This window comes from Streptomyces desertarenae, assembly GCF_042681365.1.
Taxonomy (GTDB): Bacteria; Actinomycetota; Actinomycetes; order Streptomycetales; family Streptomycetaceae; genus Streptomyces; species Streptomyces desertarenae.
In genome coordinates this window covers 35,703-56,208 of the sequence record NZ_JBHUFU010000023.1, presented here as the reverse complement: position 1 = coordinate 56,208, position 20,506 = coordinate 35,703, and the positions used below count along the sequence as shown (strand labels likewise).

General features: G+C 76.9%; 15 protein-coding genes and 1 riboswitch. Of the genes, 3 read left to right on the top strand and 12 right to left on the bottom strand.

The window, feature by feature from the left end; genetic code table 11:
- Positions 1-12: 12 nt before the first annotated feature.
- From cbiE to ACFSJS_RS25700, 12 genes are all read right to left on the bottom strand, one after another.
- On the bottom strand, positions 13-1,251 hold the full coding sequence (gene cbiE, locus ACFSJS_RS25755) for a precorrin-6y C5,15-methyltransferase (decarboxylating) subunit CbiE (RefSeq protein ID WP_380904497.1): 1,239 nt from the start codon (positions 1,249-1,251) through the stop codon (positions 13-15).
- Positions 1,248-2,435, bottom strand: a complete 1,188-nt coding sequence (locus ACFSJS_RS25750) for a cobalt-precorrin-5B (C(1))-methyltransferase (protein WP_380904495.1) — start codon at positions 2,433-2,435, stop codon at positions 1,248-1,250. Before ACFSJS_RS25750 ends, cbiE begins: the two co-directional genes overlap by 4 nt.
- Positions 2,428-3,306, bottom strand: coding sequence for a precorrin-4 C(11)-methyltransferase (cobM, locus tag ACFSJS_RS25745; RefSeq protein ID WP_380904493.1), 879 nt, complete (start codon positions 3,304-3,306; stop codon positions 2,428-2,430). The genes ACFSJS_RS25750 and cobM overlap by 8 nt, the downstream gene beginning before the upstream one ends.
- The gene (gene cobI / locus ACFSJS_RS25740) at positions 3,303-4,070 is read right to left on the bottom strand and encodes a precorrin-2 C(20)-methyltransferase (RefSeq protein ID WP_380904491.1); all 768 of its coding nucleotides are present in this window, start codon (positions 4,068-4,070) and stop codon (positions 3,303-3,305) included. The genes cobM and cobI overlap by 4 nt, the downstream gene beginning before the upstream one ends.
- Entirely contained in the window at positions 4,054-5,520 is a 1,467-nt protein-coding gene (locus ACFSJS_RS25735; RefSeq protein WP_380904489.1) for a cobyrinate a,c-diamide synthase, read from the bottom strand. Before ACFSJS_RS25735 ends, cobI begins: the two co-directional genes overlap by 17 nt.
- 18 nt (positions 5,521-5,538) lie before the next feature.
- Positions 5,539-6,135: a cob(I)yrinic acid a,c-diamide adenosyltransferase gene (gene cobO / locus ACFSJS_RS25730; protein WP_380904487.1), complete on the bottom strand. Its 597-nt coding sequence runs from the start codon at positions 6,133-6,135 to the stop codon at positions 5,539-5,541.
- A complete protein-coding gene (locus ACFSJS_RS25725) occupies positions 6,135-8,204 on the bottom strand; it encodes a putative cobaltochelatase (protein ID WP_380904521.1) in 2,070 nt (689 codons plus the stop codon). The genes cobO and ACFSJS_RS25725 overlap by 1 nt, the downstream gene beginning before the upstream one ends.
- 95 nt (positions 8,205-8,299) lie before the next feature.
- Positions 8,300-11,986: a cobaltochelatase subunit CobN gene (gene cobN / locus ACFSJS_RS25720; RefSeq protein ID WP_380904485.1), complete on the bottom strand. Its 3,687-nt coding sequence runs from the start codon at positions 11,984-11,986 to the stop codon at positions 8,300-8,302.
- Between the two features lie 143 nt (positions 11,987-12,129).
- Positions 12,130-13,677 carry a cobyric acid synthase gene (locus ACFSJS_RS25715; protein WP_380904484.1) on the bottom strand — a complete coding sequence of 516 codons (1,548 nt, stop codon included), beginning with the start codon at positions 13,675-13,677 and terminating at the stop codon, positions 12,130-12,132.
- Positions 13,674-14,708, bottom strand: a complete 1,035-nt coding sequence (locus ACFSJS_RS25710) for a cobalamin biosynthesis protein (RefSeq protein ID WP_380904482.1) — start codon at positions 14,706-14,708, stop codon at positions 13,674-13,676. The genes ACFSJS_RS25715 and ACFSJS_RS25710 overlap by 4 nt, the downstream gene beginning before the upstream one ends.
- 137 nt (positions 14,709-14,845) lie before the next feature.
- Positions 14,846-14,971, bottom strand: a riboswitch (cobalamin riboswitch).
- Positions 14,972-15,240: 269 nt separating this feature from the next.
- The gene (locus ACFSJS_RS25705) at positions 15,241-15,453 is read right to left on the bottom strand and encodes a hypothetical protein (protein WP_380904480.1); all 213 of its coding nucleotides are present in this window, start codon (positions 15,451-15,453) and stop codon (positions 15,241-15,243) included.
- 92 nt (positions 15,454-15,545) lie between these two features.
- Complete coding sequence (locus tag ACFSJS_RS25700; protein WP_380904478.1) at positions 15,546-16,781, bottom strand: inorganic phosphate transporter; 1,236 nt, start codon at positions 16,779-16,781, stop codon at positions 15,546-15,548.
- Positions 16,782-17,000: 219 nt separating this feature from the next.
- On the opposite strand from ACFSJS_RS25700, the gene ACFSJS_RS25695 reads away from it, so the two are divergent.
- From ACFSJS_RS25695 to ACFSJS_RS25685, 3 genes are all read left to right on the top strand, one after another.
- The gene (locus tag ACFSJS_RS25695; RefSeq protein ID WP_380904476.1) at positions 17,001-17,654 is read left to right on the top strand and encodes a class II aldolase/adducin family protein; all 654 of its coding nucleotides are present in this window, start codon (positions 17,001-17,003) and stop codon (positions 17,652-17,654) included.
- Positions 17,655-17,769: 115 nt separating this feature from the next.
- Positions 17,770-18,903, top strand: a complete 1,134-nt coding sequence (locus ACFSJS_RS25690) for an alpha/beta hydrolase (protein ID WP_380904474.1) — start codon at positions 17,770-17,772, stop codon at positions 18,901-18,903.
- 53 nt (positions 18,904-18,956) lie between these two features.
- A complete protein-coding gene (locus ACFSJS_RS25685) occupies positions 18,957-20,324 on the top strand; it encodes a hypothetical protein (RefSeq protein ID WP_380904472.1) in 1,368 nt (455 codons plus the stop codon).
- The last annotated feature ends 182 nt before the right edge of the window (positions 20,325-20,506 follow it).

Genomic DNA, 20,506 nt, shown 5'->3' with positions numbered 1-20,506 from the left:
CGTGGGGGGCGTTCACGAGGGAGCTCCTTCGGTGGCGGGGCGGGTGCCCCACAGGACGAAGACGGGGTTGCGGGCGGCGAGGCGGACCACGTCGCCGGGCAGGGGGGCCAGCCGGGAGGAGTGCAGCAGCACGCCGTCGCAGCGCAGCCCGGCCGAGGCGAGTGCGGCCCGCACGGCCGGCACCCGGTCCAGCGCGGCGAGCGTGACGACGACGGCCCGGCGGGCGCGGCGGGCGCAGAGCGCGACGACCGGTTCCAGCTCGCCGCCCCCGCCGCCGACGAACACCGCGTCGGGGTCGGGCAGCCGCTCCAGCGCGCCGGGCGCGGAGCCGTGCACGGTCTGGACGTCCACGCCGTGGGCCGCGGCGTTGGCCCGGCAGCGCTCGGCGCCGTCCGCGGTGCGCTCCACGGCGATCGCCGCCGCGCCCAGCCGCGCGCACTCCACCGCCACCGAGCCGGATCCGGCGCCGACGTCCCACACCAGGTCGCCCCGGCGCGGTCCGAGCCGCGCCAGGGCCAGGGCCCGCACCTCGTACTTGGTGATCATCGAGTCGCGGTGCTCGAAGGCCTCCTCCGGCAGCGCCCACTGCGCGGGCGGCCGCGGCGGTCCGGCGAGCGCGCGGGGCGCGGCGGCCAGGGCGCGGCTCTCGTCCAGGCACAGCACCACGTTCACCTCGTCCGGCCAGGCGCGCGCGGCGGCCTCGGCGGGGGAGAGCCACTCGACGCGCTCGCCGGGCGAACCCAGGGCGCTCGCCACCACCAGGGTGCGCGGCAGGCCGGTGCCGGCCAGCGCGGCGCCCAACTCGGCGGGGCCCGCGCCCGGCCCGGTCAGCACGGCGGTCTTGGGATGGGCGCGGCAGACGTTGACGGCGGTGCGCGGATCGCGTCCGTGCGCGCTGACCACGGCCGCGTCGTCCCACGGCAGCCCGGCGCGGGCGAAGGCGGCGGCGACGGACGGCACGGCGGGCCGCACCTCCAGCGCGCGGGGGCCGAAGCGCTCGGCGAGCACCCGGACGATCCCGAAGAACCCCGGGTCGCCGGAGGCGAGCACCACCACCCGGCCGCCGGAGGCGAGCTGCGCGGCCACCGCGTCCAGGGCCGGCGCCAGCGGTCCCAGCACCACGCGCCGCACCCCGGGGGGCACCCCGGCGGCCTCCAGGTGGCGGCGGGCGCCCACGGCCAGGGACACGCCCCGCCAGTCGGGCCCGTCCACCGGGGCGGCGCCCGTCCCCGCGCCCACGACGCTGATCACGGCAGCAGCCCCCCGTCGCCGGAGTGGAGGGCGATCACCGTGCGGCCGGTGAAGTCCACCAGGGCCGCCTCCGCCGTGACGCGGCGGTCGGTGAACCGCTCCAGCACGTCCGCGACCCGGTGGCACAGCTCGGCGCCGGCAGCGGGCAGCAGGCCCGCCGCGTCCCACAGCTCGTAGGCGTGGCGGGCGGTGTTGGCCACCGCGACCTCCGCCGCCACCGACTCGGGCCCGCCCACCGCGCGGGTGACGTCGGCCAGGACGGAGGTGTCCACCTTCGACCGCGTGTAGTGCGTCATCAGCACCCCGGAGGCCAGCTTGGTCAGCTTCCCCACCATGCCGACGAACACCACCCGGCCCACGCCGTGCTCCACGGCCCGCCGCAGCGCGGCGCCCGTGAAGTCCCCGACCTCGACGAAGCACACCTCCGGCAGAGCCGGCAGCAGCTCCATCGCCCCCTTCTCGGTGCGGCCCCCGGTGCACAGCACCACGGCCGGGGCGCCCTGCGCGGCGGCCACCGACACGGCCTGCTCCACGCTGGCCCGCCACGAGGCGGTGGAGAAGGGCCGCACGATCCCGGTCGTGCCCAGGATGGAGATGCCGCCGATGATGCCCAGCCTGGCGTTGGTGGTCTTGCGGGCCCGCTTCTCGCCGTCGGGCACGCTGATGGTGACGTCCACGCCGCGCGCGGCGACGTCGACGACCTCGCCCACCGCCCGGCTGATCATGGCGCGGGGCACCGGGTTGATCGCCGGGCCGCCCACCTCCAGACCGAGCCCCGGCCGGGTGACGACGCCGACGCCCACCCCGCCGTGCAGCTCGATGCCCGGCTCGTCCCGCCAGCTCACCGTGGCGGTCAGGTGCGAGCCGTGGGTGACGTCCGGGTCGTCGCCCGCGTCCTTGACCACCACGGCCTCGGTGCGGCCGGGCCGCAGCTCGGCCGAGCGCTCCACCGCGAACGTCACCCGCCGCCCCGAGGGCAGCGCGACCTCCACCCACGGCTGGGGCTCGCCGGTGACCAGGTGCAGCGCGGCGGCGCGGGCCGCCGCCGAGGCGCAGGTGCCGGTCGTCCAACCGGTGCGCAGGGCCTTGGGCCGCTGCTTGGCGGTACGCGGCAGGTCCGGCTCGCGCAGTTCCGGCCCCCGGGCCGGGCCGCCGTCCGGGGCCCGGTCCGGCCGCTCATCCACGGCCGGTCTCCCCGGCGCCGGGAGCACCCGCCGGCCGGCCCTCCCGGCGGGCGGCCCGCAGCGCCCGCCGCGCCCCGGGTTCGGCGCGGCGGTAGCCGTGGAAGTGCCCCGGGTGGTACAGGTGCGAGCGGGTGCCGGCGGCGGACAGCGCGGGGCCCACCAGGAACAGCGTGTGCTTCCACAGCCGGTGCTCCTTGACGGTCTCCTCCAGGGTGCCGACCGTGCAGCGCAGCACCAGCTCCTCCGGCCAGGTCGCCTGGTAGGCGATCACCACCGGGGTGTCGGTCGGGTAGCCGCCCTCCATCAGCTCCACCGCCAGCTGCCCCGAGCGCGCGGCGGAGAGGAAGACGGCCATGGTCGTGCCGTGCCGGGCGAACTCCCGCACCTCCTCGCCGGGCGGCATCGGGGTCTTGCCGCCGCCGAGCCGGGTGAGGATCACCGACTGGGCGACCTCCGGGACCGTCAGCTCGCGCCCCGCGATGGCCGCCACCGCCGAGAACGACGAGACCCCGGGCACGATCTCCACCTCGACGCCCAGCTCCGCGCAGCGGTCCACCTGCTCCTGGGTGCCGCCCCACAGCGACGGATCGCCGGAGTGGATGCGGGCCACCCGCAGGCCCTCGCGCCCGGCCCGCTCGTAGACGGCGACGACGTCCTCCAGGGACATCGACGCCGAGTCCAGGACCTCCGCGTCCTCGCGGGCGTGCTCCAGGACCTCCTCGCGCACGAGGCTGGCCGCCCAGATCACCACGTCCGCCTCGGCTATGGCCCGGGCGGCGCGGAAGGTGAGCAGGTCGGCGGCGCCGGGGCCGGCGCCCACGATGGTCACCTTGCCGGAGCGGGGCGTGTCGGTACCGGGAGCGGGGGTCACAGCTTGCCTCCTCGGCCCCCGCGGCGGGCGGGGGCGATCAGCGTGGACAGGTAGGGCAGTTCGGCGTCCTGCGAGGCCAGTTCGGCCTCCAGTTCCGCCGCCGGGCGGATCGACTCCTGCGGCAGGCCCAGGGACGAGCCCCACACCGCGCCCTCGGTGCGGCCCGTGGCGCGCAGCGCGGCGGCGACCTCGCGGGCGTGCCGGCCGAACTTGTAGGCGACCACCGTGCCGGGCCCCTCCAGGGCCGCCCTGAGCACCGGCGTCCCGGCCGTCACCGGCACCAGCGTCAGCGGCTCCGTGCCCTCGGTGAGCACGGCGCCGCCGCGCGCGGCCAGGTCCTGCATCGCGGTGATCCCGGGAACGGTCTCCACGACGGTCTCGGGCACCAGCGCGCCGACGGTCTGGGCGAGGTAGGTGAAGGTGGAGTACACGTTGGGGTCGCCGATGGTGGCGAAGGCCACGGTGCCGTGGGCGCGCAGCAGCGCGGCGACGCGCTCGCCCGCCGCGTCCCAGGCGGCCTCCCGGCGGGCCCTGTCGCTGCGCTCGTTGAGCGCGAAGACCACCCGCTCGACCCGCTCGCGCGCCACGTGGTGCAGCACGGTGGCCTCGGCCCGGCCCGTACCGCCGTCCTCCATCACCGGCACCACGACCACGCCGGCCGAGCGCAGCGCCTTGACCCCCTTGACGGTCACCAGGTCCGGGTCGCCCGGTCCCATCCCGACACCCACCAGCCGGGGCGCTCCGCCCTCACCGCTGCCGCTCATACCGCACACCCTTCTCCGCGTTTGCCGCGTTTACCGCGTTCTCGGCGTTCTCGGCGTTCTCGGCGCCCTCGGCGCACCTCTCGACGAACCGCCGGGCGAGGGAGGGCTCGGCGGCCCAGTGCACGTGCAGGTACGACGCGTGCACCGCACCCCGTACGAAACCCTCCAGGCGCCGCCCGGGCCGGGAGCCACCCCACGACAGCCCCCACGCGGGTGCCGCCCCCGCGTCCCCGTCCTCCCGGCCGGCCTCCGGCTCCACCGCGGTGCGGTGGAACTCGTGGCCGCGCACCCGTGTCCCGGCGGCGGCCAGCGCGCTGTCGCCGACGGCGACCGCCTCCCGGTAGCCCAGGGTGAGCCGCTCGGTCATCCGCGCGGAGACGTCCAGCACCCCGCACATCGGCGCGCCGTCCAGCTCCCGCGCCAGGTACAGCAGCCCGGCGCACTCGGCGGCGACCGGCGCCCCCGAACCGGCCAGGGCGGCGACGGCCCGGCGCAGCGGCTCGTTCGCCGACAGCTCCGGCGCGTACACCTCGGGGAAGCCCCCGCCGACGACCAGCCCGGCGGTGCCCGGCGGCAGCCCGGCGTCCCGCAGGGGGTCGAAGACGGCCACCTCCGCCCCGGCCGCCCGCAGCAGCTCGGCGTGCTCGGCGTAGGAGAAGGTGAACGCGGGGCCGCCCGCGACGGCCACCACCGGCCGCACCCGCGGCGCGGAGGCGGGCGCCGGCGGCTCCCACGGCTCCCCCGGCAGCGGCGGCGCGGAGTGCGCCAGGGCGAGCAGCGCCGTCAGGTCGCAGCCGGCGCGCACCCGCTCCGCCAGCGCCGCCACCGCCTCGGCCGCCTCCGCCCGCCGCTCGGCCACCGGTACCAGGCCCAGGTGGCGCGAGGGGGCGTGCACCTGCGGGGCGCGGCGCAGCACACCCAGCACCGGCACGCCCGAGGTCTCCAGCGCCTCGCGCAGCAGCTCCTCGTGGCGGTCGGAGGCCACCTTGTTGAGGATGACGCCCGCGAGGCGCACCTCCGGGTCCCAGGAGGCGAAGCCGTGCACCAGCGCCGCCACCGAGCGGGACTGCGAGGAGGCGTCCACCACCAGCACCACCGGGGCCCGCAGCTCCTTGGCCACCTGCGCGGTCGAGCCCGTCTCGCCCAGCCCGGCCGCGCCGTCGTACAGCCCCATCACGCCCTCGACCACGGCCAGGTCCGCGCCGGCCGCCCCGTGCAGGAACAGCGGCGCGACCAGCTCCGGGCCGCACAGGTAGGCGTCGAGGTTGCGCCCGGTGCGCCCGGTGGCCAGCGCGTGGTAGCCCGGGTCGATGTAGTCCGGGCCCACCTTGTGCGGGGAGACGGTCAGCCCGGCCGCCGTGAAGGCGGCCATCAGGCCGGTGGCGACGGTGGTCTTGCCGCTGCCCGAGGAGGGCGCGGCGATCACCAGCCGGGGAACGGTCGTGCTCATGGAAGGCCCGTCACCCGCTCACCACTCGATGCCCCGCTGGCCCTTGCGGCCGGCGTCCATCGGGTGCTTGACCTTCGTCATCTCCGTCACCAGGTCGGCGGCGCCGACCAGCGCCTCCGGCGCGTTCCGCCCGGTGATCACCACGTGCTGGGTGCCGGGGCGGGAGCGCAGCACCTCCACGACCTCGTCGGTGTCCACCCAGCCCCAGTGCATCGGATAGGTGAACTCGTCCAGCACGTACAGCCGGTACGTCTCGGCCGCCAGATCGCGCTTGACCTGCTCCCAGCCCTCGCGGGCGGCCTCCTCGCTGGAGTCGATGTCGCGCTGGACCCACGACCAGCCCTCGCCCATCTTGTGCCAGGCGACGGTGCCGCCCTCGCCGGTGGCGCCCAGCACGCGCAGCGCGCGCTCCTCGCCCACCCGCCACTTGGCGGACTTCACGAACTGGAACACCCCGATCGGCCAGCCCTGGTTCCAGGCGCGCAGCGCCAGCCCGAAGGCGGCCGTCGACTTCCCCTTGCCCGCCCCGGTGTGCACCGCCAGCAGCGGGAGGCTGCGGCGCTGGCGGGTGGTGAGCCCGTCGTCGGGCACCACGCTCGGCTGTCCCTTCGGCATTATGCGGCCCTCCTGTGGTTGTGGTGCGGTGAGCGGACGGAGCGGACGAGCGAGGTGACGGCGTCGGCGCGCAGCTCCTCCAGCGTCACCGCCGGGCCCCCCAGGTCGCCGGCGAGCGCGCCCGCCAGGCCCAGCCGCACCGGCCCCGACTCGCAGTCGACCACGACCGAGGCGGTGCCGTCGGCGGCCAGCAGCCGCGCCGCCTGCCGGGCCCGCGCCACCGGCTCCGTGCCGCCGGTGGCCCGCCCGTCGGTGACGGCGACCAGCAACGGACGCCGCGACGGGTCGCGCAGCCGCTCCACGCGCAGCACCTCGCGGGCCTTCAGCAGCCCGGCGGCCAGCGGGGTGCGGCCGCCGGTGGGCAGGGACCCCAGGCGTGCGGCGGCGGCGTCCACCGAGGAGGTGGGCGGCAGGACGACCTCGGCGCCGGAGCCGCGGAAGGTGACCAGGCCGACCTTGTCGCGGCGCTGGTAGGCGTCCAGCAGCAGCGACAGCACCGCGCCCTTGACCGCGCCCATCCGCTTGCGGGCCGCCATCGAGCCGGAGGCGTCGACGACGAACAGCACCAGGTTGGACTCCCGGCCCTCGCGCACCGCCTCGCGCAGGTCGTCCCGGCGCACGACCAGGCCCGGACCGGAGCGCCCCCGCGCCCGCTGGTGCGGGGCGGCGGCCCGCACGGTCGCGGCCAGGTGGAGCCGGCCCAGGGCGCCCTGCGGGCGGCGGGCGCCGGTGGTGCGGCCCTGCGCGGTGCGGGCCCGGGAGCGCCGTCCGGCCGCGCCCTCGCCCACGCCGGGCACGTGCAGGGCGCGGGCGCGGAACGGCTCGCTCGCGCGGGCGGGGGGCTGGTCGCCGGCGCCGCCGCCCGGCTGCTCGCGCTCCTCGTCGCCCTTCCCGGCGGGCCGCCCGCCCCGGGACTGCTCCGGGACGGACGGCTCGCCGGACCCGGCGGACTCCGCGGGCTCCGGGGCGCCCGCGGGGTCCCGGGGCCCGTCCTGCGGAGGCTGCCCGCCGCCGGGTCCGCCGCCGGGTCCGCCGTCGGGTCCGCCGTCGGGTCCGCCGTCGGGTCCGTCCGGACCGGGGTCGTCCTCCCCGTCGCCGCCGTGCTGCCGCAGCGTCTCGTCCAGCTTCTCCTCGTCCAGGCCGGGCGCGTCGAAGGGGTTGCGGCGCCGCCGGTGCGGCAGCGCCAGCAGCGCGGCCTGCCGCACGTCCTCGGCCGCGACGTCGGTGCGTCCCGCCCAGGCCGCCAGCGCGCAGGCGGTGCGCGCCATCACGATGTCGGCCCGCATGCCGTCCACCTCGAACGCCGCGCAGGTCGCGGCGATCTGCCGCAGCGCGGCGTCGCCCAGCCGCACCGCGGGCAGCAGGGCGCGGGCCGCCGCGATCCGCTCCCGCAGCGCGGTCTCCTCCCCGGCCCAGCGGGCGGCGAAGGCGGCCGGATCCTCGTCGTAGGCCAGGCGCCGCCGCACGACCTCCATCCGCTCCTCCGGCTCGCGGGAGGCGGCGACCTCCACGGTCAGCCCGAAGCGGTCCAGCAACTGCGGGCGCAGCTCGCCCTCCTCGGGGTTCATCGTCCCCACCAGCAGGAAACGGGAGGCGTGCCGCACCGAGACGCCCTCGCGCTCGACGTACGAGGCGCCCATCGCGGCGGCGTCCAGCAGCAGGTCCACCAAGTGGTCGTGGAGGAGGTTGACCTCGTCGACGTAGAGCACGCCCCGGTGCGCGGCGGCCAGCAGCCCCGGCTCGAAGGCCTTCACACCCTCCGACAGCGCCCGCTCGATGTCGAGCGCGCCCACCAGCCGGTCCTCGGAGGCGCCCACCGGCAGCTCCACCATCCGGGCGGGCCGGCTCGCGCCGGGCCCCGCCGCGTGCGGCCCGTCGGGGCAGTCGGGGTCGGGACGGCGGGGGTCGCAGGAGAAGCGGCAGCCGGGGACCACCTCGACCTCGGGCATCAGTGCGGCCAGCGCCCGCACGGCCGTGGACTTCGCCGTCCCCTTCTCACCGCGCACCAGGACACCGCCGACGGCCGGGGAGACCGCGTTGAGCAGCAGCGCCAGCCGCAGGTCGGCCATCCCCACGACCGCGGTGAACGGGTAGCCGGCGCGGGCGTGCGCGCCGCCGGCGGGACCGGTGGCGTCCGCGGGGCCGGTGGTGGTGGCGTGGGTGCTCATGCGTCGCCCTCCGTGTCGTCGTCGGATCCGCCCTCGAGGTCGCCCTCGAGTTCGAGGTAGACCTGCCGGAGCCGGTCGAGGGTCTCCTCCTCCGGCTCGGCCCACATCTCGCGGTCGGCGGCCTCCAGCAGCCGCTCGGCGATGCCGCGCAGCGCCCACGGGTTGGAGCGCCTCATGAACTCCTGGTTGGTCTCGTCGAAGACGTACTCGGCGGCCAGCCGCTCGTACATCCAGTCGTCCACGACCCCGGCGGTGGCGTCGTAGCCGAAGAGGTAGTCCACGGTGGCGGCCATCTCGAAGGCGCCCTTGTAGCCGTGGCGCCGCATCGCCGCCATCCAGCGCGGGTTGACCACCCGGGCCCGGAAGACGCGGTGGGTCTCCTCGCCCAGCGTCCGCGTCCTCACCTGGTCGGGGACGGCGGAGTCGCCGACGTACGCCTCGGGGGAGGCGCCCGTCAGGTGGCGCACCATGGCGACCATGCCGCCGTGGTACTGGAAGTAGTCGTCGGCGTCGGCGATGTCGTGCTCGCGGGTGTCGACGTTCTTGGCCGCCACCTGGATGCGGCGGAACGCCGTCTCCATGTCGCCGCGCGCCGGGCGGCCGTCCAGGCCGCGCCCGTAGGCGTAGCCGCCCCACACCGCGTACACCTCGGCCAGGTCCGCGTCCGAGCGCCAGTTGCGGGCGTCGATCAGCGGCAGCAGACCGGCCCCGTACGCGCCCGGCTTGGAGCCGAAGATCCGCGCCGTGGCCCGGCGCCGGTCGCCGTGGGCGGCGGTGTCCTCGTCGGCGTGCGCCCGCACGTAGTTGGACTCGGCCGGCTCGTCCAGTTCCGCCACCGCCCGCACCGCGTCGTCCACCAGGCCCACCACGTGCGGGAAGGCGTCCCGGAAGAAACCGGAGATGCGGACCGTGACGTCGATGCGCGGACGCCCCAGCTCCGCCAGGGGCACGATCTCGAAGCCCGTCACCCGCCGGGAGGCGTCGTCCCACACCGGGCGGCAGCCCAGCAGGGCCAGGATCTCGGCGATGTCGTCGCCCTGGGTGCGCATGCAGGAGGTGCCCCACACCGTCAGGCCGACGGACTTCGGGTACGCGCCGTGGTCGGCCAGGTGGCGGGCCAGCAGCGAGTCGGCCAGCGCGCTGCCGACCTCCCACGACAGCTGCGACGGCACCGCCTTGGGGTCCACCGAGTAGAAGTTCCGGCCCGTGGGCAGGACGTTGACCAGGCCGCGGGTCGGCGAACCGGAGGGCCCGGCCGGGACGTAGCCGCCCTCCAGCGCGTGCAGGACGTTGCCGATCTCGTCGGTGGTGCGCGCCAGCCGGGGCACCACCTCGTCCGCGGCGAACTCCAGCGCCCGCACCGCCTCCGGCACGTCGGCGCCCAGCACCTCGGCGGCCACCTCGCCGGCCGCATCGCGCGCCCAGGCGCGGGCCTCCATCCCCTCCACCAGCCGCCGCGCCAGGTGCTCCAGCAGGTCGATCGCGTCGGAGGCGGTGCGCGAGGGCCCGTCGGCGAGGGAGGTGAGCGCCTTGGGCACCTCGATGCGGGCGCCCGGCTCGGCCAGCAGCGCGGCCTCCTCCAGGCCCACGTGCTCGGCCAGCACCGCCCGCAGCCCCGGCAGCGCGCCGCCGACCCCGCCCCACATCTGCGCCGAACGCAGCACGGCCAGCACCAGGTTGACGCGCGGCTCGCCCACCGGGCCGCCGCCCAGGACGTGCAGGCCGTCGCGGATCTGCACGTCCTTGATCTCGCACAGCCAGCCGTCGATGTGCATGACGAACTCGTCGAACTCGTCCTCGTCCGGCTGCTCGTCCACGTGCAGGTCGTGGTGGAGCTCGGCGGCCCGCACCAGCGTCCAGATCCGGCTGCGCACCGCCGGCGCCTTGTCCGGGTCCAGGTCGCTCACCAGCGCGTACTCGTCCAGCAACTGCTCCAGCTTCGCCAGGTCGCCGTAGGAGTCGGCCCGCGCCATCGGCGGCACCAGGTGGTCCACGACCGTGGCGTGGCCGCGGCGCTTGGCCTGCGTGCCCTCGCCGGGGTCGTTGACGATGAACGGGTAGACCAGCGGCAGGTCGCCGAGGACGGCGTCCGGGGCGCACCCGGCCGACAGGCCCAGCCCCTTGCCCGGCAGCCACTCCATCGTGCCGTGCTTGCCCATGTGGACCACCGCGTCGGCGCCGAAGGTGTGCTCCAGCCACCGGTAGGCCGCCAGGTAGTGGTGGGAGGGCGGCATGTCCGGGTCGTGGTAGATCGCGATGGGGTTCTCGCCGAAGCCGCGCGGCGGCTGGATCATCACCACCACGTTGCCGAACCGCAGCGAGGCCAGCACGATCTCGGCGCCGGGGCCCTCGCCGTCCACGTACAGCGAGCCCGGCGGCTCGCCCCAGTGCTCGCGCATGGCGTCGCGCAGCTCGGGGTCGAGCGTGGCGAACCACGCGCGGTAGTCCTCCAGCGGCACCCGGGCCGGCGCGGCGGCCAGCTGCTCCTCCGTCAGCCACTCCACGTCGTGGCCGCCGGCGGCGATCAGGCGGTGGATCAGCTCGTCCCCGGTGGCGGGGAGCTCGCCGGTGTCGTAGCCGGCGGCCTTCAGCGCCCGCAGCAGCTCCACCGCGGAGGCGGGGGTGTCCAGGCCGACCGCGTTGCCCACCCGCGCGTGCTTGGTGGGGTAGGCGGTGAAGACCAGGGCGAGCCGCTTGTCGGCGTTCGGCTTGTGCCGCAGGGCGGCGTGCCGCACCGCGATCCCGGCCACGCGCCGGGCCCGCTCGGGGTCGGCGACGTAGACGGGCACCCCGTCGGGACCCTCCTCCTTGAAGGAGAACGGCACGGTGATCAGCCGACCGTCGAACTCCGGGATCGCCACCTGCATCGCGGCGTCCATCGGGGACAGTGCCGCGTCCGAGGCCTCCCAGGCGGCGCGGGAGCCGGTCAGGCACAGGCCCTGGAGCACCGGCACGTCCAGCGCGGCCAGGGCGCCCACGTCCCACGCCTCGTCGTCGCCACCGGCGCTCGCGTCCGCCGCGCGGGTGCCGCCCGCCGCCAGCACGGTGGCCACCAGGGCGTCGGCCCGGCCCAGCAGCTCGTACAGGCCGGGCTCGGCGCCCCGCAGCGAACCGCAGTACACCGGCAGCGCGTTGGCGCCGCGCTCCTCGATCGCGTCGCACAGGACGTCGACGAAGGAGGTGTTCCCCGACAGCTCGTGGGCCCGGTAGAACAGCACGCCCACCGTCGGCCGGGCGGGGTCGTGGGCGCGGGAGCCGCGCACCCCGTACTCGGGCATCGGCTGCGGCGGGGCGAAGCCGTGGCCGGTCAGCAGCACGGTGTCGGACAGGAAGCGCACCAGCTCCGCCAGGTTGCCCGGACCGCCCGCCACCAGGTACTTCAGCGCCTCGGCCACCACGCCCGCCGGCACGGTGGACAGCGCCATCAGCTCGGCGTCCGGGACGGACTCCCCGCCCAGCAGCACGGTGGGGACACCGGAGGCCCGCAGCACCTCCAGCCCCTCCTCCCAGGCGCGCCGGCCGCCCAGGAGGCGTACGACGGCGATGTCCGCGCCCTCGATCAGCCCCGGCAGCTCCCCGGCCGCGTCGACGCGGGTGGGGTTGGCGATGCGGAACGGAGCGCCGGAGGCGCGGGCCGCCAGCAGATCGGTGTCGGCGGTGGACAGCAGCAGTACCGTGCTCATCGAACCCCCATCGGCGCGTACGCCCTTCGCTTCGGTCGTCTCGGTCGTCCTGTCCGCCGTGCTCACGGCGGCCGTTCGGTTCGCCCCGCCCGCGGGGGGCGGTGCGTTCGCTCCGCTCACGGCGGCCGGTGCGTTCGCTCCGCTCACGGCGCCCCCGGCGGCACGAACGGCAGCCCCCGCGGGGCCCCGCCCTCGATCAGCCGCAGCAGCGCCGCGGTGTCGGCGTGCTCCTCCACCAGGTCGCCCAACCGGTCGAGCTGCTCCTCGCGCAGCGCGGCGAACGACGTGTCCGGCGCGGGGACGAACGCCCGCCCGGCGTCGGCGGCCACCCGCCGCAGGAAGGCCCGCCGGAAACCGTCGCTCTCCAGCGACCCGTGCCAGTGCGTGCCCCACACCGAGCCGCTGCGGCAGCCGTCCAGGAACGGCTCGTCCCCGCCGGCCACCTCGGCCACGCCGTGGTGGATCTCGTAGCCCTCCACGCGCTCGCCCAGCGCCTCGCCGGCCGGCCGGGCCAGGGTCTTCTCCGCGGCGAAGCGCACCCGCACCGGCAGCAGGCCCAGGCCCTCGACCGTCCCGGCCCGGGACTCCACCTCGTCCTCGATCCGCTCGCCCAGCATCTGGAAGCCGCCGCAGATCCCCAGGACCGGACGCCCCTCGGCGGCCCGGCGCACCAGCGCGCCGGCCAGTCCGCGCTCGCGCAGCCAGGCCAGCGCCCTGACGGTGCCGCGGGTGCCGGGCAGCACCACCAGGTCGGCGTCGGCCAGCTCCTCGGGCCGGTCGGTGAAGCGCACCGCCACCCCCGGCTCGGCCGCCAGCGCGTCCACGTCCGTGAAGTTCGACATCAGCGGCACGGGCACCACCGCCACCCGCAGCACGTCGCGGCCGTGCGGCGGCGCCACGGACGCCTCGCGGACCGTGCCGCGCAGCGACAGCCGCAGCCCGTCCTCCTCGTCGATGCCGAGCCCGTGCGCGTAGGGCAGGACGCCCAGCACCGGCCGCCCGGTCAGACCGCGCAGCATCTCCAGGCCGGGCTCCAGCAGCGTCACGTCACCGCGGAACTTGTTGACGACGTACCCCGCCACCAGCGCCTGGTCCTCGGGCGACAGCAGCGCGGTGGTGCCGAAGAGCGAGGCGAAGACGCCGCCCCGGTCGATGTCGCCGACCACCACCACCGGGAGGGAGGCGGCGCGCGCCAGGCCCATGTTGACGATGTCGCTGCGCCGCAGGTTGATCTCGGCCGGACTGCCGGCGCCCTCGCAGATCACCGCGTCGTGGGTGCGGCGCAGCTCCGCCAGGCACTCGGTGACCGTCCCCAGCAGGGCCTCCTGCCGCCCGGCGTGGTAGCCGCGGGCGCTCAGCTCGCCCACCGGCCTGCCCAGCAGCACCACCTGGCTGGTGCGGTCGCCGCCGGGCTTGAGCAGCACCGGGTTCATCAGCGCGCTCGGCTCCACCCCGGCCGCGGCGGCCTGCATGGCCTGGGCGCGGCCGATCTCGGCGCCGTCGCGCGTGACGAAGGAGTTCAGCGACATGTTCTGGGCCTTGAACGGCGCCACCTTCACGCCCCGGCGGGCCAGCCAGCGGCAGATCCCCGCCGTGACCACGCTCTTGCCCGCATCCGAGGTCGTCCCCGCCACCAGCAGGCCGCCGCCCGCCGCGACGCCTCCCGCACCAGCCGCCGTGGAATCCGTCACCGGTCCCTCCTCCGGGCCGCCGCACGGGCGGCCCTCCGCTCCCGCAGCGCACCGGCACCGGCGCACAGCACCAGCGCCAGAGCGCTCACCCGGCGCGACAACCGCACCGTGCGCTCGATGTCGGCCACGCGCACCGGGCGACCGGAGGGGTTCAGCACCGGGCGGTGCTCGACGCGGCCGCCGTACGACAGCGTCCCGCCCAGCCGTACGCCCAGCGCGCCCGCGAACGCCGCCTCCACCACACCGGCGTTGGGGCTGGGGTGGCGGCGGGCGTCCGCGCGCCAGGCCTCCAGCGCGCCGCGGGGGTCCGGGCCGGCGAGGACGGCCAGCAGCGCGGTCAGCCGGGCGCCGGGCCACCCGGCGGCGTCGTCCAGGCGGGCGGAGGCCCAGCCGAAGCGCAGGTGGCGCGGCGAGCGGTGGCCGACCATCGCGTCCAGGGTGTTGACGGCCCGGAAGCCGGCCAGTCCGGGCACGCCCGCGGCCGCCCCCCACACCAGGGCGCCCACCACGGCGTCGGAGGTGTTCTCGGCGACGGACTCCACCACCGCGCGGGCGATGCCGTCGGCGTCCAGTGCCTGGGGATCCCGGCCGCACAGGTGCGGCAGCCGGGCGCGCGCGGCCCCGACGTCGCCGGCCTCCAGGGCGGCGGCGATCGTGCGGGCCTCGCGGGCCAGGCTGCTGCCGCCGGTCACCGACCAGGCGGCGGCGGCCGTCAGCGCGGTGCGGGCGGCGGGGGAGCGGCGCACGGCGCGGTCCAGCGCCGCCGCGGCCGCCGCGGTCCCGCCCGCGCACACGGCGGCGTACAGGGCGCCCGCGCCGCGGTGGTCGCGCCACAGCAGCCGCTCGGCGGCCGCGGCGGCACGCCCGAAGGCGGCGACGGGGTGGCCGCGGCGCGGGTCGCCGGCGACGAGGTCGATCAGGTGTCCCAGCACCGCTCCGCAGGCGTAGGCGCAGGCCGCGCCGGACGCGGCCGGGGCGGCAGGGGACGCGGCGGGATCCGCGGGAGCGGTCGCCGTGCGGTGGGCACGCATCGCGTCAGCGGGCCGTCACGCCTCGTGCTGACCTGTGCGCGGGGGGAAGCGGCGGTGCGGACGCGGGCAGGGTGCCGTGCATGGCGGTATGTCCTCACTCAGGGTCCTCGCCCTGGCTCGACGTGACCGGCGGTGAGAGTCTCCTGGCTCCCGGATCGGCGCTTCCCCCGGCCTTCCAGCCCGATGTGCGGGCCGTGACGCTGGGTGGGGGAGCGCTCCCCGGTGACAGTGGCGGGACCGCGCCGGATTCGCACCGGCTTCCTCTCCTGCCGCCGTTGGGCAACGGGAAGTCCACCACGCCCGGGAGGGCGCGTCAACTCGGCCGTGACCTGCGGCGGCGCACTGTGCGGAAGCGCACACGGGCCCGCCGCGCGCGGCGGACGCCCACCGGTGCGCGGCGCGGGGCGTCCGCCCGGAACACCGAGCGGGCGCCCGGCGCGGTGTGCCGGACGCCCGCTCGGCTCTCGTGCCGGGGGTACTGGCGGCCGGCCGTCCCGCCGCCGGGGCGCCGGTGGCGGGACGGACGGCCGGCTCAGGCCGCGATGATGTAGATGCCGTAGGCCACGGCCGCCGCGCACAGGGCGTAGCAGGCGTAGGAGCCGAGGCGGGCCGGGGAGGCGGGGCCGCCCTTCCCGCGTCCGCCGGCCGAGCCGACGATGCCGAGGGTGAACATGCCCACCAGGCCGACCGTCATCACGAGGCTGACCCCGAAGACCTGGCCGAGAGCGGCCCAGTCGATGTCCATGGTGCTTCTTCCTTCGTGTCTGCGACCCGTGCGGAGACCGCGTGGGTGCGGGGGATCGGGTTCCCGGGAGGGGCAGGGCGCGGAGCGGCGCCTCAGGAGGCGGAGACGGCGGTCTTCCCGCTCCGGGCGGCGGCCTCGGCCTCCTCCAGGGCGGCGGCGGTCGGCGGCGGGGCGACGGCCTGCAGGGCGGCGGTGACCACGCCCGCCTCCTCGGCGGTGTCCGCCTCGACGTCGTTGACGTTGGTGTGGTCCACCGGCTCGCGGCGGGAGGCGAACCAGATGGCGGCGATGGCGGCCACGGCCAGGACCGCGACCGTGGTGACGCCCCAGTCGCCCTGGGTGGCCAGCAGGGCGGAGCCCGCGGCGACCAGGCCGGCGGCCGGGAGCGTCAGGCCCCAGGCGGCGACCATGCGGCCCGCGGTGCTCCAGCGCACCGCACCGCCCTTGCGGCCCAGGCCGCAGCCCATGATCGAGCCGGAGCAGACCTGGGTGGTGGAGAGGGCGAAGCCCAGGTGGGAGGAGGCCAGGATGGTGACGGCCGAGCTGGTCTGCGCGGCGAAGCCCTGCGCCGGACGGATGTCGGTGAGGCCCTTGCCCATGGTGCGGATGATGCGCCAGCCGCCCAGGTAGGTGCCCAGCGCGATGGCGATGCCCGCGGAGGCGATGACCCACAGCGGCGGGTCGGCGTCGGCGCCGAGCGCGCCGCCCGAGATCAGGGCCAGGGTGATGACGCCCATCGTCTTCTGGGCGTCGTTGGTGCCGTGGGCGAGGGAGACCAGGGCGGCCGAGGCGATCTGCCCGGCCCGGTAGCCCTTGGCGACCTCCTGCTCGTCGCTGCTCCGGCTGAGCCGGTAGGTGAGGCGGGTGGCGAGCATCGCGGCGACGCCGGCGACCAGGGGGGCGACCACGGCCGGGATCAGGACCTTCATCACGACCGCGTCGAAGGAGACGGCGCCGACGCCGACCGAGGCGATGGTCGCGCCGATCAGGCCGCCCATGAGGGCGTGCGAGGAGCTGGAGGGAAGTCCGGCCAGCCAGGTCAGCAGGTTCCAGATGATGGCGCCGACCAGCCCCGCGAAGATCACCGCCGGTTCGATGCCGGAGTCCTCGTTGATGAGGCCCTTGGAAATGGTCGCGGCGACCTCGACCGACACGAAGGCGCCGACGAGGTTGAGGACCGCCGACATCGCCACCGCCGTCTTGGGCCTGAGAGCCCCGGTGGAAATGGTGGTGGCCATGGCGTTGGCCGTGTCGTGGAAGCCGTTGGTGAAGTCGAACACCAAGGCTGTGACGATCACGATCCCGATGAGAAGCGTGATGTTTTCCATCTCACCCAGGCAATCAGTCGGAGGGGCGGTACTCGGTGAACGTAGGGATCGAGGGTGAACGCAAGGTGAACTGGGGACGGATTCACGGTGTCTCAGGGATCCTGTGTGCGCAGGAGGCGCGTGATGATGTACACAGACCCATCCTGCGCGCTTGCGACGCCCGGAGGACCCGGCGCGCCGTGCCACCGCGCTACAGTCCTCCGCCGGAGGTGGGTGCTGATGCGGTCGGCCTGGGCGGACGCCTGGAGCGAGCTGGTGGAGACGGCCCGCAGGACGGTGGCCGACGGGTTGGTCGTCGGCACCTCGGGCAACGTCTCGGTACGGGTGGACGGCGACACCGTCCTCGTCACGCCCAGCGGCGTCCCCTACGACGAGCTCGGACCGGGGGAGCTGTGCGCCGTCGACCTGGCGGGCCGGCGGGTGGCCGGGGAACTGGTGCCCACCAGCGAGCTGCCCATGCACCTGGCGGTCTACCGCACCACCGGCGCGGGGGCCGTCGTCCACACCCACGCGGTGCACGCCACCGCGGTCTCCACCCTCGTCGACGAACTCCCCGCCGTCCACTACATGGCCGCCGCGCTGGGCGGCCCGGTGCGCGTCGCCCCGTACGCCGCCTACGGCAGCGAGGAGCTGGCCGCCGGAGCCCTGGAGGCCCTGCGCGGCCGCAGCGGCTGCCTGCTGCGCAACCACGGCACGCTGGTGCACGCCGACACCCTGCGCCGGGCCTACGACCACACCGCGCAGCTGGAGTGGATGTGCCGCGTCTGGCTCGCCGCCTCCTCCGTACCCGGCCGCACCCCCTCCCTCCTGCCGCCCGGGGAACTGGACCGCGTCGCCGAGCGGCTGCGCGGCTACGGCCAACCCGGCGGCTGACCGGCCCGGCCCGCCCGGACCGGCGCCCCCACCGCGCGGCACCGGCAGGCGCGCCCGCGGCCCCCCGGGCGCGGCCCACTGGCCCGATCGCCTCCGTCCCGCCATCCTGGGCAGGATGAGCCTGCGCAAAACGGCGGCACTGACCGCCACCACCCTGCTCGGTGCCGGCGCGGCCGCGGTCGCAGCCGGCCGGTACGCGGCCGCCTCCGCCCTCAGGCCGCCCACGGGCCGCGCCCTGCCCGCCGGCTTCCAGGGCCCGCCGCTGACGGTGCACGCCACGGCCGCGGGGCAGATCGCCCTGACCCGCTCGCTGGTCTCACAGCTGCCGGGCACCTACGCGCTCACCGGGCCGGGCCGGCACGCCGTCGTCGGCCCCGTGCTCGACCTGCCCGCCGCGGCCGACACCGTGGTGCGGCGGCTGGAGCGCGTCGACCGCGGCCGGTTCACCGCCGGCGACCGGGTGCGGCTCACCCCGCAGCTGTACACCGGCAACCCGCGCGACGCCCTCGGCCTGGAGCACGAGGACGTGGGGATCCCCGGCGAGCTCGGCACCCTGCCCGCCTGGTTCCTGCCCGCCCCCCGCGACATCTGGGTGATCGCCGCGCACGGCCTGGGCGCCACGCGCGAGCACCCGATGAACGTCCTGCCGTTCCTCCACGACCTGGGCGTCCCGGTGCTCGTCCCGGCCTACCGCGGCGATCCGGGGGCGCCCCGGTCCCCCGACGGCACCGGCCGCCTGGGCGACGCCGAGTGGCGCGACCTGGACGCCGCGATCCGCCACGCCGTCGGCCGCGGCGCGCGGGGCGTCGTCCTGTACGGCTGGTCCACCGGGGGCACCATGGCGCTGCGCGCCGCGGCGGACTCCCCGGTCCGCGACCGCGTCAGGGGCCTGATCCTGGACTCGCCCGTGCTCGACTGGCGGGCCACCCTGCGCTCCCTGGCCGCCGGCCGCCGCGTCCCCGGGCCGCTGCTGCCGCTGGCGGTGCGCGCCGCGCAGGGCCGCGCCCGGCTGGACCACCGGCCCCGCCCGGAGGTGGCCGATCCGGCGGTGCTGGAACTCCCCACCCTCCTCCTGCACGGTCCCGACGACGCCATCGCGCCCTGGGACCTCTCCCGCGAACTGGCCGCGCGCAGGCCCGACCTGGTGTCGTTGCACATCGTGCGGCAGGCTCCGCACGCCGCCATGTGGAACGCCGACCCGGGCCGCTACGAGGAGGCGCTGCGCCGCTTCCTGACCCCGCTCATGTGAGGTCGGGCCGGGGGCGTTTGGGCTTTCGGGCCGTCATCAACAACACTGCTCCCGTGACGTCCCGTACTCCGCGAGACACCCGGCTGCGCCTCGTTTCCCGACAGCCTCTCGCCGCCGCGCGCCGAGCCGTGGGCCCGCGCCGCCGGCGGAGTGCGCCACGGCCCCCCGAAGGGGTGCCTCCCCGCGACCAACTGGCCCGCCAGGCGCGGGCCTGCCTCAGCGAGGCCGTGCGCCTCGCCCGCTGGGCGGAGGGCACCGGGCTGTCGCCGGTGTCGGACGCCGAACGGGCCGCGGCCGAGCTGCGCATACCGGTGGAGCAGGTGCCCCTCCACTGGGACCGAGCCCGCCTCGCCGGCCTCATAGAGCTGCACGGCGGCACGGCCGTGCCCGGCTGGCGGCTGCGCGCCTGGGACCGCGACGACTCCGCCGTGCTGCGCGGCTGGGTCGCCCTCTTCGACGCCTGGTCGCTGGCCCACCCGGCCCCGGCCGGTGCCGACCCGGTGGCGGTGGGCGAGGTCGTCGTGGCGGCGCCGCAGTTCCTGTCGGTGATGCACCTGTCCTCCGGGCCGGTGACCGTGCCGGCCCTGCTCGACCTGCTGCGGCGGCGCATCGAGGAGATCCGCGCCGAGCGCGGCGGTCCCGCGGCGGACGGCGCCGGCGCCGTGCGCGACCTGCCCGTGCTGCTGGACTGGGCCCTGGACGGCCTGGCCTCCGTCGGCGCGCTCACCCGCTGCGCCGAGGAGGAGGGGGGCCACCCCGGGCAGGCGGTGCTCACCCCCCTGGGCAACTGGGCGGTGTGGGTGAAGCTGGAGCAGATCTGCGTCGCCGCCCAGAGCCCCGCCGGGAACATCGAGCACCCCGCCGAGGACATGCTGCGCGGCTGCGCCCGGCTCTCCCCCGGGGAGGCCCGCGCCGAGTACCGCGCCTGGCTCGCCGCCCGGCCCACCGGCCCGGCCGTCGCCGAGCTCCTGGAGGCCGCGCGCGGCGAGGACGCCCTCATCCGCGGCCTGGCCTTCGAGGCGCTGCGCGTCGTGGGGGCACCGGCCGAGCCGTCCGTGCGGGAGGCGGCCGGTGAGCCCACGCTGCGGCCCTACGCCCTGCTCTGGCTCGCCGAGCACGACGGGGCCGACCCCGCCGACCTGGCGGACGGGGCGCCGGGGGTGCTCACCCGGCAGGAGGCCACCTGGCTGTGGGTGGACACCGCCGCGGCCGTCGCCGACCACGGCGAGGGGCGGGTGCTGGTGGAACACCTGGAGTCGGCGGTGCAGGGCAGCGTCCCCGAACTCCTGGAGGAGGTCCGCGCCACCGGCCACCCCCGCACCGTCCAGGTCCTGGTCGCGCTCGCCGCGGCCCATCCGGACCCGGTGCTGGCCCGCGCGGTGCGCCGGGCCGCCTTCCAGGTCCACACCGGGCAGACGTGACCGGCGCGCCCGGCCCGCCGGCCCGTGCGGTGCCCCGTCCGCACCGGGCGGGGCACCGCGCGGAGCGGGCGGGCCGGGCGGCCCGGGGCGGGAAACCGGTTGCGCTCCGCCGTTAGACTGGCGTCATGGCGTATCTCCTCGTGCATTAGCGGCGTACGACCGTCTCCCAGCCACCGACCGAT

What these genes read in the sequence shown, in the direction of transcription:
- cobO (WP_380904487.1), bottom strand. Translation starts at nt 6,135, where the DNA reads ATGCCGAAGGGACAGCCGAGCGTGGTGCCCGACGACGGGCTCACCACC.
- ACFSJS_RS25710 (WP_380904482.1), bottom strand. Translation starts at nt 14,708, where the DNA reads ATGCGTGCCCACCGCACGGCGACCGCTCCCGCGGATCCCGCCGCGTCC.
- ACFSJS_RS25690 (WP_380904474.1), top strand. Translation starts at nt 17,770, where the DNA reads ATGAGCCTGCGCAAAACGGCGGCACTGACCGCCACCACCCTGCTCGGT.
- ACFSJS_RS25725 (WP_380904521.1), bottom strand. Translation starts at nt 8,204, where the DNA reads ATGGCCGACCTGCGGCTGGCGCTGCTGCTCAACGCGGTCTCCCCGGCC.
- cobN (WP_380904485.1), bottom strand. Translation starts at nt 11,986, where the DNA reads ATGAGCACGGTACTGCTGCTGTCCACCGCCGACACCGATCTGCTGGCG.
- cobI (WP_380904491.1), bottom strand. Translation starts at nt 4,070, where the DNA reads ATGAGCGGCAGCGGTGAGGGCGGAGCGCCCCGGCTGGTGGGTGTCGGG.
- ACFSJS_RS25700 (WP_380904478.1), bottom strand. Translation starts at nt 16,781, where the DNA reads ATGGAAAACATCACGCTTCTCATCGGGATCGTGATCGTCACAGCCTTG.
- ACFSJS_RS25695 (WP_380904476.1), top strand. Translation starts at nt 17,001, where the DNA reads ATGCGGTCGGCCTGGGCGGACGCCTGGAGCGAGCTGGTGGAGACGGCC.
- ACFSJS_RS25735 (WP_380904489.1), bottom strand. Translation starts at nt 5,520, where the DNA reads ATGAGCACGACCGTTCCCCGGCTGGTGATCGCCGCGCCCTCCTCGGGC.
- ACFSJS_RS25705 (WP_380904480.1), bottom strand. Translation starts at nt 15,453, where the DNA reads ATGGACATCGACTGGGCCGCTCTCGGCCAGGTCTTCGGGGTCAGCCTC.